Below are 13,135 nucleotides of genomic sequence, written 5' to 3' on the forward strand. Positions count from 1 at the left end.
CTTTTTAAAAAAAGCTTCACCAAAAACTTCTACTGGTTTCACGCAGGCAGGGAGCCTTCCATGACACAGCACAAGACAGAGACAGCCGTTCTGGCCGGTGGATGCTTCTGGTGTATCGAAGCGCCCCTGCGTGACATACGCGGCGTCCTTTCGATCGAACCCGGCTATGCCGGCGGGCAGACGCCCGACCCGACCTATGAGGCGGTCTGCACCGGAAAGACAGGCCATGCGGAGGTGGTGCGAATCGAATTCGATCCCGCCCTCCTGTCCTATCGCGACCTGCTGGGCATGTTTTTCGTCCTGCATGACCCGACGACGCTGAACCGGCAGGGCAATGATGTCGGCACGCAGTACCGTTCGGCCATTTTCACCCTGTCACCAGAACAGGATAGGATCGCCCACGAGGTGTGCGACGAACTGGCGGCCGCCCATGTCTGGCCCGACCCGATCGTGACGCAGATTGAACCGCTGGACCATTTCTATCCGGCCGAAACCTATCACCAGGACTATTTCGCCAAAAATCCGGGCAACCCGTACTGCGCCGCAGTCATCCCGCCCAAGATCGCGAAAATCCGCAAGCTGTTCCGTGATCGTCTGGCCACGACCTGACCGTCACGCCATCATCGCGGTGCCGACCGGGATGATGGCGTGACCGGACGCATCAGGGCTTCGGGTCGAACCCGTCCATCAGCCCGTCGAAAAATGACTTCAGCCCCAGTCGCGGGGACTGCGCCTGTTCGATGGCCACCCCGTTGACCCCATCTTCCGGATATTTCGGCAAGGTGGGGATGGCCGTGCTCAGTTCCCGCCACAATGCCGCAAGCTTCTGGTGCTCCGCCTCGTGCGAGGCCGCGATGTCCTGCACCAGCTTCATGCAGGCAAGAGCCTGCGGGTCCTTGTTCTTCACCCCATCCTTCAGCAGGTTGGCAATGTCCAGCACGTCACTGGAACTCTGGTCCATCTGCGCGGACAGGGCGGAATAGGCATCAAGGATCGGTTTGAGATTCATCGGATCTTCTCCCTCGGGTTTCACTGACATTTCTATCGCTTCCGCACCGACTGCGCACCCTGCAGCAGGTCGTAATCTCGTCACCCTCCCCTTCATTGCACGCCACGACACCACGCAGGCCGGAAGGCCCGGTATGTGACCCGCCTGCCCGCGCTTCCTGCACAACCCCACGAAACCACGGGAAGTTGCCAGGGCGGCACATACAGGCACGCCGATCCAGAACATTATGAATTATGTAACGTGCGATAAAATTATCACCCGGACGGGATGCCACCTGCGCACACCGCACGGCCCCCTGCCCCACCACGCACAAAAAAGGGCGGCAGGATCATGAATCCCGCCGCCCTGCCTGTTCCCGGCGCGTCTCAGGCGACGCGCACGGGCAGGATGTCCGTGGTCCTTAGCGATAGGCCTCGGCAAATGCCGCGGCAGCACCCAGCAGACCCGGCTGGGGATAGGTAATCAGCTTGACCGGCATTGCCGCCATCAGGCTTTCAAAGCGCCCCTTGGCGACAAACCTCTCCGCAAAGCCAGACGCACCGAGATGCTTGGCCAGCCGCAGGCCGAGCCCACCGGCGATGACCACGCTGCCGCCGCCCTGCGCCAGGGCAAGGTCGCCCGCCACCGTGCCGAGCGACAGGCAGAACCGCTCCAGCGCGGCGCCTGCCACATGGTCGCTGCCATCAAGCGCCATGGTCCACAGCGTCTTGTCATCGCGGGTACGCACCGGCAGGTTGCCGATTTCGGCAATGGCCTCATACAGGTTGGCCAGTCCCGGCCCCGAGACCACGCGCTCCACCGACACCCGGCGATAGCGCAGCCGCAGCAGTTGCAGGATACGGTCCTCGAACTGGTCAAGGGGGGAGAAATCGATATGCCCGCCCTCGGTCTCGCACACGAAATACCCGTTCTTGCGCCGCACGACATAGGCGGAGCCCAGACCCGTGCCGGGACCGACAATCGTGATGATCCCTTCCTTGGGCAGCGGCACGTCCGGCCCGCAGACATGCTGGAGGCTTTCCTCGCCCACCTGCGCCACGGCATGGGCGACGGCGCCGAAATCATTGACCAGCACATGTTCGTCAATGCCCAGCTTCGCCCCAAGCTGCGCGGGCTGGATGACCCACGGGTTGTTCGTCAGCTTCAGGATGTCGCCCTTGATCGGGCATGCCACGGCAATGCCCGCCGCACGCGGCAGGGGCTTGCCCACCACGCGGCCGAATGCCTCCCACGCCAGCTGCAGGCTGGCATGTTCGGCGCATTTCAGGGTCGTGGCCTCGCCCAGGCTGACGACACGGCCGCCTTCCACCTGTGCCAGCGCAAAACGGGCATGGGTGCCCCCGATATCGACGGCTACGATTTCTTTCATGTGGGATTACTCTCCGCGGTCAGCAGGCAATCTTCTTTCGGGGGTGCGGGCCTGTCGCACGCCATGAAACGTCGCAGGCCCCGTCCCCGTCAAATCAGATCCTCTAAAATAGTGATGGGTTGTCTTCCCCAGCTAAGGCAGGGAGATGACGAATGACATTGATAAAAGTCACGTTATCCCATCAATTCCGACATCGGATCGCAGGAATATTATTTTTTCTGTCCATCCCCCGCGGCCTGCCCGCGCGGCACCTGCCCGGCCTTCAGTTGCGACAGGATCCACCGCTTGAGCGGCCACGGCACGATGACATCCACGAACCGGAGGATGGAAAACAGGAACGGGAACACCAGATGCGCCTGCCCACGGTCCACCGCATGGACGATCCGCCGCGCGGCGGAGGCCGGCGTCTGCAGGAACGGCTTGAAGCCCACGACGCGGCGGCTCATCGCCGTATCGACAAAGCCGGGGGAGATCAGCGTCACCCCCACCCCATGCGGGGCCAGCGCCATGTGCAGCGATTCCGAAAACCGCTTCAGCCCGGCCTTCGACCCGGAATAGGCGGCGGCGAACGGTATGGCGTGGAAGGCCGCGACCGAACCGACCAGCACGATATGCCCGCGTCCGCGTCCGACCATGGCCTCCGCCGCGGCAGCGGCCATGGCCGACGGGGTGGCGTAATTGACCAGCCCCAGTTCAAGCACCGTCTCCGCCTTTTCGGTCGCGTCATCGGCGGTCTTCATGTCGCCAAGCCCGGCGGCAAGGATGGCAAGGTCGATGGGGCTGGCGGCATCATCCTCGCGGTAGGCCGTGATGGCGGCATGCCCGTCCTGCAGGTCAAGCGCGCGCGTCGTGACATTCACCCCGCAGTTGCGGCAGTCGCGCGCAATGGCCTCCAGCCGGCCCGCATCCCGCCCCCAGAGCAGGAGATCACGCCCCCGGATGGCATAAAGCCGCGCCAGTTCCGCGCCGATCCCCCCCGATGCACCGGTAATCAGCACCCGTCCATGGGCCCCGTTCATGGTCTGGCTGGGCTGTGCTTCCATTGTCTGTCTTCCTTTCCACCACCATTTTGTGCCATCAGCACAACGAACGGGTTATTCAACCTTTCTACACCACTCGCGGGCATCTCCGCCACGCCACGCCCCCGCGCGGCACTGGCTGACGCCCGCACAGTCAGGAAGCTGCGGACAGGTCATGAACGAAGCCGACCAACTTGTCATTATTCCCGTTTCCGGTTTTCGTCAGATGACCACCTTCATCCAGTTGCCGCGCCTGCTCTATGCGGGGCTGCCCGGATATGTGGCCCCGCTGGACATGGTGCAGCGCGACCTGCTGCTGCCTTCGCGCAACCCGTTCTTCCGCCGTGGCCAGGCGCAGTATTTCCTTGCCATGCGCAACGGGCAGGCCGTCGGCCGCATTTCCGCACAGATCGATCCCGTCGCGATCAATCATATTGGCGAGAAGGTCGGCTTCTTCGGCGCGCTGGACGCGGTGGACGACCTCAGCGTCGTCTCCGCGCTGATCGACACGGCAGCGACGTGGCTGCGTGAACGCGGGATGAAGGTCATGCGCGGCCCGCAGACCCCCAACAGCAATGGGGAGTTCGGGATGATGATCGAGGGGCAGCACGAACTGCCCATGGTCGCCATGCCGTGGCACCCGCACTGGCTGCCGGGGATGATGGCGGCCTGCGGCATGGTCGGGCAGGAGGACCTGCTCGCCTATCGCATCTTCACCGGCCCCGATGCGGAGGAGGCGCACCTTGTCCCCTCCAGCCTCAAGATGGGCGAAGGGCGGCTGGGCAGCATCACCACGCGCGGGCTGGACATGAGCCGGCTGCATGAGGAAGGGGAGACCCTGCGCCAACTCTACAACGACGCATGGCGCAACAACTGGGGCTCCCTGCCGCTGACCCGTGACGAGATGGCCGGCATGATCAGCGAGCTGCGCCCCCTGCTGAAGCCCGAGCATTATGTCCTGATCGAACAGGACGGCCAGCCCGTGGCCTTCGCGCTGGTGGTGCCCAACGTGTATGACATTTCCGCCGACCTTGGCGGCGCGCCGTCCCCCGTGGGGTGGCTGAAGCTGGGCAAGCGGCTGCTGCGGCATGAATTCCATTCCGCGCGCGTCATCCTGCTTGGCGTCAGCTCCCGGCTGGAGGGCACGGCCCTTGGCGCGATCATGCCCGCGCTGGCAATCTCCGAACTCATGAAACGCGGGCGCAGCCTGCCCTACCGGACGGTCGAACTGGGCTGGGTGCTGGAAAGCAACCTGCCGATCCGCCGCCTGATCGAACGGATCGCGCCACAGCCTTACAAGCGCTATCGCGTGTATGACCGCGCCCTGACCGACGACGACCTGTAAGCCACGGATTGCGACCCTTTCCTGAGTCATGAAGCTGTTTGGGGTCGCCATTTTTCACAAGGCGACGCTTTCTGAAGCTTTCTGGAAAAAGCTTCACCAAAAACTTTCATAATTTTCAGTGGGTTGTTGGGAGCATTGTTCAGGATAACCTGAGTGACGGATCGCCGGCTTCCGGTTCTTTTTTACAAAAAACCTGCTGCCCCCTACAGGTGGCTCCACCCCGTGTGCGCGACCTTCACCTCCGCACCATGCGCATCACGCAACTGCACGCCAGCGCTCCCGGCAGGATCGATGAAACGCCCGATGCGCGTCATGCGCACCCCATGGTGGCGTCCCCGCGCCAGCAGCGCCTGTTCATGTTCCGGTGGCACCGCAAGCAGCAGTTCGTAGTCATCCCCACCCGTCAGGCAGGTTTCGCGCCATTGCGGCCCCGCCGCCCGCGCGGCATCGGACAGCGGCACGCGATCGACCTCGATCACCACGCCCACCCCGCTCTCACGCGCCAGGTGGCCCGCATCCTGCACCAGTCCGTCGGAGACATCCATCGCGGCGGAGGCAATCCCATGCAGCCCCAGCCCAAGGCGCGGGCATGGCAGGCGGTAACGCGTGGCAAGGGCATGGTCCGGGTCAGGCACCTGCCCACGCAGCGCCAGCAGTCCCAGCGCACCATCCCCGATGGTTCCCGTCACCCACAACCCGTCGCCCGCACGTGCCGTGGTACGGCGCAGCGCGCATCCGGGGGCCACATGCCCCACGATCGTCAGGGACAGCACCAGCGGCCCGGTGGTCGACGTCGTATCCCCCCCCAGCAGGCCCAGCCCATACGTTCCCTGATCGGCACGCAGGCCATCGGCAAAGGCCGTGAACCACGGTTCCGCAACATGGCGGGGGCGCGCCACCGTCAGCAGGTAGCCCAACGGCGTCGCATCCATGGCGGCAAGGTCCGACAGGTTGCAGCGCAGCAGCTTGCGCCCCACCGTGTCGGCCGGGTCATCGGGCAGGAAATGCACGCCCTCGACCATCGCATCGACCGCCATCACCATTTCCCGTCCCGCAGGTGGGGTCAGGACAGCGGCATCGTCACGCAGGTCGAGCGCCCCTTCCCCCGCCAGGGGACGGAATATGCGGCCGATGAAGCCGAATTCCGCAGGCAGGGCATCAGAGGTGCCTGATGGACGGGTGGACATGCTTTTCTCCCCTGCGGCCCTTGCGATATCTGGCGTGGGGTCAGGAGGCCGAAGGCCCGGCATCCACCGCCGGAGTCGCATTGCCGGCTTCCCCGCCCGCAATGCGCCGGGACATCGCATCGAGAACGCCATTGAGCATGCGCGGTTCATCGCCGGAGAAGAAACCGTGCGCGACATCCATGTATTCATTGATGATCACGCGGCTGGGCGCCGGGTCCTGCGCGGTCAGTTCCCCGCCCGCCGCGCGCAGCAGCGCGCGCAGCACGGGATCAAGGCGTTCCATCGGCCACGACGACGGCAGGACATCGACCACCATCGCGTCGATTTCCTTCTGCCGGGCCACGCTGCCACGCACGATGGCGGTGAACAGCCGCACGTCGGCATCGGGCACCAGCCCTTCGGCATAGCCGGACGCGGCATCGCCGGTGGCAAGGCGATGGCGGGTGAACTGTGACACCACGGCTTCGGCGTTGTCGCCCGCCTGCTCGATCTGGAACAGGGCCTGCACCGCGCCCACGCGCGATGCCGTGCGTGAACGGTTCCTGCCGCCCCGGGGGGTCTCGCCTGTCTGTGTCATGTCAACTGTCTCCTGCTGTCGGGCATCGTGCGCAATGCAGGGCTTCATCGCCTCTTTGGCGCATGGGGTCCATAGGCTTTTGCCGTCATTTGTCGTCCACGGGCGGGTTCTCCCCGTCCTGCGGGGTCACATCCGCCGCGACCGAGGTGGAGATCGTCTCCAGTATCGCGGCGAAATCCTTGGTTTCCCTGAAATCCCAGTGCACGCTGGCAAAGCGGATATAGGCGACCGAATCGACCTCCCGCAAAGTTTCCATCACCCTGCGTCCGATATCGATCGACAGGATCTCCGGCTCGCCCGCCGCCTCAAGGTGGCGGACAAGGCCATTGACGATGCGTTCGATCCGTTCCTCGTCCACCGGGCGCTTGCGCAGCGCAATGCGCACCGAACGCGCCAGCTTGTCACGCTCGAACGGCACGCGCCTGCCATCCGCCTTCACCACGATCAGGTCGCGCAGCTGGATGCGCTCGATCGTCGTGAAACGCTGCCCGCAGGATGCACAGATGCGACGCCTGCGGATCGCGGCCCCGTCCTCGTGCGGGCGGCTGTCCTTGACCTGGGTATCTTCATGTCCACAAAACGGGCAACGCATGGCAACCACTCAATTCAGGCGGGAATGCTGCGCGGGCCATGGCCCCCCACGGTCGCGCACCTTCACATTCCATTAGCAGAAAAACATGTCCTTCGCAGGACGTCGCGGCACACGTCAGGCCGACGGGGTTTCGGACAGGACCTGCAGCACCGCATCGCCATAGCGTTCCAGCTTGGACGACCCCACCCCCTTGATGGTGCCGAGTTCGTGCAGCGTGGTGGGGTGTTCCTGCGCGATGTCATGCAGCACGGCGTCGTGGAAGATGACATAGGGCGGGATTTCCTGCTCCCGCGCCTCCCCCAGCCGCCATGCCTTGAGGGCGCGGTACACCGCCGCCACGTCGGGGGGCAGCGTATCGGGGTCGAACCGGCCGCTGCTGCTGCGTTTCTCCCCCACCGATGCACGCAGGTCCTCGGTCGCATCCTCACGCAGGGAGACGACCTCCTCCCCCCTCAGGATGGGACGCGCGCGCGTCTCGTCAAGGGAAAGGGCATTGTATTCGCCACTGACGCGGATGGCGCCACGGGCGATCAGTTGCCGGATCACCCCACGCCAGAAGGCCTCCGGCCGGTCCTTGCCGATGCCATAGACACTCAGCCGGTCATGGCCATGGCGCGCGGCCATGTCCGATGCCTTGCCACGCAGGACGGCGGCCACATGCACCGCGCCGAAACGCTGCCCCGTGCGATAGATGGCCGAAAGCACCTTCTGCGCCGCCACGGTACCGTCGAACGTGACCGCCGGGTTGCGGCAGTTGTCGCAATGCCCGCAGGGCTGCTCCAGCCGTTCGCCAAAGCACGCCAGCAACGCCTCCGTCCGGCATCCCGTCGTTTCCGCCAGCGCGATCATCGCCTCCAGCCGCGCGCTCATGATCCGGCGCTGGGCCTCTGGCGCACTGGACTGCTCCAGCCAGTAGCGGGCGCGTGCGATGTCGTCGCCACCGTACAGCAGCACCGTCTCCGCCGGTTCGCCATCACGCCCGGCGCGGCCGATCTGCTGGTAATACCCCTCGGGCGAGGAGGGCATGTCCAGATGCACCACCGTGCGCACGTCGGGACGGTCGATCCCCATGCCGAACGCGATGGTCGCGACGATCACCACCGCCTCGCCGGAGCGGAAACGCATCAGGGCCGCGCGCTTTTCCACCGGCGACAGGCCCGCATGGAACGCCAGCGCGACATAGCCGCGATCACACAGGGATTTCGCAATCCGCTCTGTCTTGTTGCGGCTGCCGCAATAGACGATGCCCGCCTCCCCCCTGTGACGGTCGAGGATGCTGACAAGCTGGCGCATCTCCGACGTCTTGGGACGCACCACGACGTCAAGGTTGGGACGGTGGAAGCTGGCCTTCAGCACCGTGGCGTCGGGCATCGCCAGTGCTTCGAGGATGTCGCTTTGCGTGCGCGGGTCGGCCGTCGCGGTCAGCGCGATGCGCGGCACGCCGGGGAAATGCTCCGGCAGGGTGGCAAGCGCGCGGTATTCGGGGCGGAATTCATGCCCCCATGCGGAAATGCAGTGGGCCTCGTCAATCGCGATGACCGACAGCGTCAGCCGCGAAAGGCGTTCGAGCATCCCCGGCGACAGCAGGCGCTCTGGCGAGACATAGAGGATGTCCAGACGCCCCGCCGCAAGGTCGGAGCGCACGCGCGCCGCGTCGTCGGCTTCCTGTTCGGAATGCAGGGCGCCGGCATTGACGCCCAACTGCCGCAGGGCCGCGACCTGATCGTCCATCAGCGCGATCAGAGGGGAAATGACAAGCCCGGTGCCCGGACGGCTGAGGGCGGGCACCTGGTAGCAGACGCTCTTGCCCCCGCCCGTGGGCATCAGGACAAGGCAGTCCTGCCCGGCCATGACCTGATCCACCGCCTGCTGCTGCAGGCCGCGGAAATCAGGGAAGCCGAAGACACGCGAAAGGATGCCGCGCGGGGGTGTGTCGATGTCCGCAGTCATCGTCACACCCCCGTCACGGCCACACGGGACCATGCCATGGGCAAACGCATCCCGTCGGGGATCAGTTGCGGGTGACCTCGATCTCGACCCGGCGGGACGCAAGGGCGCCGTCCTCGTTGTTCACGGGGCCACGGGGCTGCTGGCGGATGCGGCTGGCGTCCACGCCATCGACGGCAAGCTGGCGGGCCACGATCTTGGCGCGGTCGATCGCAAGCAGTTCATCGGCGGACAGGTCCTTGGACGCGGCGGCATAGCCTTCGACGCGAACCGTGCCCTTGCCCGACAGCGCGCGCTGCGCCGCCTGGGAGATGACCGTCTGGGCCGGGGTATCAAGCTGGGTGGAGTTCTGGGTGAAGAAAACAACGAACTTGGCGGGGTGTCCCCCCGCGCAACCCGTCAGCAGACCAAGACCCAGAAGGAGAGACAGGCGACGCATGATGGACCACTCCTGATAAAAATATATTTACGCGGGATCGTCGTGACCGCGTATCATTTTGTAACACGGGTCCGGTACGACCCTTAATTTCCGCTACTTCGTGCCCTCTGAGTGCCCCTGCGTCAATCCTTTCCGGCCGCAGAACGCCCATTACCCGGCACCGCGACGGCATGGCCGCCCGAAATACGCCATATTTGATCGAGTTGCTCCACCCCCGTCAGGCGATGGGCGATCAGGATGACGGTGCGCCCCTGCGTCACCTCATTCAGGGTGCGCAGGAAATCCTGCTCCGTCTGGGCATCCAGTCCGGTAGCCGGTTCGTCAAGGATCAGGATCGGCGCATGTGACAGCAGCGTCCGCGCCAGCGCGATGCGCCGCCCCTGCCCGCCGGAAACCCGTGCGCCGCCCTCGCCCAGCCATGTATCGAGGCCTTCGGGCATGTCCCGCACAAGGTCGCCCACGCGCGCACGGTCAAGTGCCACCCACAGGTCATCATCCGTCGCATCGGGCCGCCCCAGCAGGAGGTTGGCGCGAATCGTATCCTCGAACAGGTGCGTCGCCTGCGACAGCCACGCCATGCGCTGGCGCAGGGCGTCATCGTCGATGGTGGCGACATCCACCCCGCCCAGCAGCACGCGCCCCGCATCCGGGGCCACGACCTTCAGCAGCAGGGCCGCCAGCGTGGACTTGCCCGCCCCGGACGGTCCCAGCACGGCAACGCGGCTGCCCGCAGGGATATCCAGCGACAGGCCATCGAACACGGGCACGCGGTCGCTGGCCCAGCGGAAATGGACATCGTCAAAGCGGATGTCCGTGCCTGCGGGCGCCGGGGCGGTCCCCTTCGTGGCCACGCCATGGGGGTTTTCATCCACCGCGACCACGCGTTCGGCCGCCCGAGTCACATTCCCCGCAAGCGCGCCGGCACGGGTCAGGCCGCCGATGCTTTCAAACGCCGCAACCGTCAGGAACAGCACGCCCGCGGCAGGCAGCGGCGCCAGCGGCCCCATGCCACCGATGCCAAGCGCGGCCGCAAGCACCACGACCACCGCCGCCTGCCCGCACAGGTACGACGCCATCCCCGCAAGCGACAGCGCGCGCGACTGGCGCATCTGCGCGCGGTACAGGGCGTCATCGCGCGCCGTGACATGCGCCAGCATGCGGCCTTCCGCGCCAAAGGTGCGGATTTCACGCAGGCCGCTGACCATGTCCAGCACGCCAATGCGCAGTTGCGCCGCCTGATGGTTGACCAGCCCCCCGTCACGCCGCGCCAGAACGGCGGCGCAGGCAGGCATCACGAACGCGCCAAGCGCGAACAGCACCGCAATGGTGATGGCCAGCGGCGAATTGACCAGGTTGATGGCGATGAACAGGAACGGCAGCACCAGAAGCGCACCGGCCAGCGGCACGATGATGCGCAGGTACAGCCCATCCAGTGTCTCCACATCCGAAACCAGCCGCGACAGCAGGTCCCCCGCGCGCCGGAAACCAAGCCCCGCCGCGGCGCCGCGCGCCAGATGGCGGAAGAACCAGACACGCACGTCCGCCAGCGCGCGGAACATCGCGTCATGGGTGACCAGACGCTCCACATACCGCATGACGACACGCGCGACACCCAGCACCCGCAGGGCGGCGACCGTGATCACGATGCCCCCCATCGCCATGCCCGCGACACGGATCCCCGCCTCACGCATCAGCAGCAGGCCACACAGCAGCGCCAGCAGCGACAGGATGCACCCCGCCGTCAGCAGCGGCGCACGCAGCCGCCAGATCGACAGGATCGTCAGGACGGGGGCCAGCACATGCGCCCGCCGTCCGGTATGGTGACGATGTTCCGTGCGCGAGCGCATCATGCCGCCGTTTCCCCTGAAATCACCTGTCCATGGTCAAGATCGACCCGCTGCCCCGTGAACATGCCCACCGCCGCAGAATGGCTGGCGAGGATCACGGTGCGCCCCTGCGCCAGCGTGCGCAGGCATTCAAAGACATCGGCCTCCGTCGCGGGATCGAGGTGGGAGGTCGGTTCGTCCAGCAGCAGCAGCGGCGCATCCTTGAGGAAGGCGCGCGCGATGGCGATGCGCTGCGCCTGCCCGCCCGACAGGCCGAAGCCCCCTTCGCCAATGCGGGTTTCAAGTCCCTGCGGCAGGCCATCGGCAAAGCGATCGACCGAAGCCGCGCGGATCGCTGCCTGCAGCGCGGCCTCGTCCGCGCCGGGACGGGCGAACAGGATGTTCTCGCGCAGCGTGCCGGCAAACAGGACCGGCTTCTGCCCGATCCATGAAATCATCTCGCTCAGCGCCTGCGGCATGATCGTCGTGATGTCGGTGTCGTTGAACAGCACCCGCCCCTGCTCAGGCGTAATGAAGCCCAGCAGCATCTCGATGATGCTCGACTTGCCCGAACCCGACGGGCCGGCAAGGATCAGCGTCTGGCCCGCAGGCACGCTGAAGCTGACATCACGCAGGGTCGGGCCACGCGCGGCATCCCACGTGAAACCGACATGCTCGAAACGCACGCCGATGCCATGGCCGGTCGCCCCCCCGCCTGCAAGAACCCTGTCCTCCGCTGCGCGGACCTGCGTGGCCGACGGCAGGGCCACCATGGCCGCCGCCGCGCCAGAGGCATGGGCACGGTCCTGGTACGCCAGCGCCAGTCCCCGGAACGGCGCGAAGAATTCCGGCACCAGAAGCACCACGAACAGCGCGCGCACGGCGGTTTCCGTCATCTGCGCCGCCGGCGCCCCGGACTGGTGCAGCGCCATGAGCACGGCCCCGTTGCGCAGCGCGATGACCACCAGCGCCACGACCATGGCGCAGTCGATGGAGGCCGAGGACAGGAACGCCACGCGCAGCACCTTCATCGTGCGGCGCCGCAGGTCATCAGCGGACGTGGCCAGCCTGCGGGCCTCATCCTCCGTCCGTCCGGCCAGCACGATGGTCGCGATCCCGCGCACGCGGTCAAGGAAACGCGCCTGCAGACGCTGCATCGCAAGGAACTGGTTGCGTGAGGCGACGGCGGCGCCAATGCCGAAGATTGCCTGCCCGAACGGCACCGCAATCCCGCACAGCGCCATGACCAGCGCCGATCCGGGCTGCACGAAGGCCGCGATGACGCCAAGGACGAAGGGGGCGGCCATCCACAGGATGGATGCCGGAAGCCAGCGGGCGAAGAAACCGTCCAGCGCCTCGATCCGGTCCACCGCCAGCGCCGTCAGCGCGCCCGTATGCTGCTGGCGCAGCAGGGCGGGGCCACCATGGAGGATGGACGACACGACATCGCCACGCAGCCGCCTGCGCGCCTGCATGCCCGCGCGCGCGGCCGCCATGTCCGAAAGCGCCTGGCACAGCCCCCGCAGCAGCACGAGCACCACCAGCGCGCCAAGCGACCATCCCGCAGGCGTGCCCGCGTCGGACGGCAGCAGCACATGGCCAAGCACATTGGCCACGCACCACACCTGCCCCGCGCCCAGCATGCTGGAGATCAGGCCAAGGCACACGACGGGCATGGCCTGCCTGCGTCCCAGACGTGACTGCGCCCGCGTCCACGCCTTCATCACTGTCTTGTCATCACTCATGATCGCTCCCTATACCGAATGAACCGGGTCAGGGACAGTCATCAGGCCCCGTGCGGGTGTAACGCTGGCATGGGGCAGCC

General features: G+C 66.1%; 12 protein-coding genes. 2 read left to right on the forward strand and 10 right to left on the reverse strand.

Annotated elements, in window-relative coordinates; translation table 11 throughout:
• Positions 1-60: 60 nt before the first annotated feature.
• The gene (gene msrA, locus KMAL_RS01460; protein ID WP_110093988.1) at positions 61-609 is read left to right on the forward strand and encodes a peptide-methionine (S)-S-oxide reductase MsrA; all 549 of its coding nucleotides are present in this window, start codon (positions 61-63) and stop codon (positions 607-609) included.
• A gap of 52 nt (positions 610-661) precedes the next feature.
• Here msrA and KMAL_RS01465 read toward each other — a convergent pair whose 3' ends face one another.
• The 3 genes from KMAL_RS01465 to KMAL_RS01475 all read right to left on the reverse strand — a co-directional run bounded on the left by KMAL_RS01465 (position 662) and on the right by KMAL_RS01475 (position 3,421).
• Positions 662-1,009 (reverse strand): hypothetical protein, encoded by a 348-nt coding sequence (locus tag KMAL_RS01465; RefSeq protein ID WP_110093989.1) that lies wholly within the window; start codon positions 1,007-1,009, stop codon positions 662-664.
• A gap of 400 nt (positions 1,010-1,409) precedes the next feature.
• On the reverse strand, positions 1,410-2,378 hold the full coding sequence (gene glk, locus KMAL_RS01470; protein ID WP_110093990.1) for a glucokinase: 969 nt from the start codon (positions 2,376-2,378) through the stop codon (positions 1,410-1,412).
• A gap of 209 nt (positions 2,379-2,587) precedes the next feature.
• A complete protein-coding gene (locus KMAL_RS01475) occupies positions 2,588-3,421 on the reverse strand; it encodes an SDR family NAD(P)-dependent oxidoreductase (protein WP_110093991.1) in 834 nt (277 codons plus the stop codon).
• A gap of 151 nt (positions 3,422-3,572) precedes the next feature.
• Here KMAL_RS01475 and KMAL_RS01480 point away from each other — a divergent pair, with 151 nt between their 5' ends.
• Positions 3,573-4,742, forward strand: a complete 1,170-nt coding sequence (locus tag KMAL_RS01480) for a hypothetical protein (protein WP_110093992.1) — start codon at positions 3,573-3,575, stop codon at positions 4,740-4,742.
• 203 nt (positions 4,743-4,945) lie between these two features.
• Here KMAL_RS01480 and thiL read toward each other — a convergent pair whose 3' ends face one another.
• The 7 genes from thiL to cydD form a co-directional block, all read right to left on the reverse strand.
• Complete coding sequence (thiL, locus tag KMAL_RS01485; protein ID WP_110093993.1) at positions 4,946-5,929, reverse strand: thiamine-phosphate kinase; 984 nt, start codon at positions 5,927-5,929, stop codon at positions 4,946-4,948.
• Between the two features lie 40 nt (positions 5,930-5,969).
• Positions 5,970-6,506 carry a transcription antitermination factor NusB gene (gene nusB / locus KMAL_RS01490; protein ID WP_110093994.1) on the reverse strand — a complete coding sequence of 179 codons (537 nt, stop codon included), beginning with the start codon at positions 6,504-6,506 and terminating at the stop codon, positions 5,970-5,972.
• Between the two features lie 85 nt (positions 6,507-6,591).
• Positions 6,592-7,098, reverse strand: a complete 507-nt coding sequence (nrdR, locus tag KMAL_RS01495; protein ID WP_110093995.1) for a transcriptional regulator NrdR — start codon at positions 7,096-7,098, stop codon at positions 6,592-6,594.
• A 114-nt stretch (positions 7,099-7,212) separates the two neighbouring features.
• On the reverse strand, positions 7,213-9,048 hold the full coding sequence (gene recQ, locus KMAL_RS01500) for a DNA helicase RecQ (protein WP_110093996.1): 1,836 nt from the start codon (positions 9,046-9,048) through the stop codon (positions 7,213-7,215).
• A gap of 61 nt (positions 9,049-9,109) precedes the next feature.
• On the reverse strand, positions 9,110-9,484 hold the full coding sequence (locus tag KMAL_RS01505; protein WP_110093997.1) for an OmpA family protein: 375 nt from the start codon (positions 9,482-9,484) through the stop codon (positions 9,110-9,112).
• A gap of 122 nt (positions 9,485-9,606) precedes the next feature.
• Positions 9,607-11,331, reverse strand: coding sequence for a thiol reductant ABC exporter subunit CydC (gene cydC, locus KMAL_RS01510; protein WP_110094066.1), 1,725 nt, complete (start codon positions 11,329-11,331; stop codon positions 9,607-9,609).
• Positions 11,331-13,055 carry a thiol reductant ABC exporter subunit CydD gene (gene cydD / locus KMAL_RS01515; RefSeq protein WP_110093998.1) on the reverse strand — a complete coding sequence of 575 codons (1,725 nt, stop codon included), beginning with the start codon at positions 13,053-13,055 and terminating at the stop codon, positions 11,331-11,333. Before cydD ends, cydC begins: the two co-directional genes overlap by 1 nt.
• Positions 13,056-13,135: the final 80 nt, after the last annotated feature.

It is taken from the genome of Novacetimonas maltaceti, assembly GCF_002906255.1.
In the GTDB taxonomy this organism is placed as follows: Bacteria; Pseudomonadota; Alphaproteobacteria; order Acetobacterales; family Acetobacteraceae; genus Novacetimonas; species Novacetimonas maltaceti.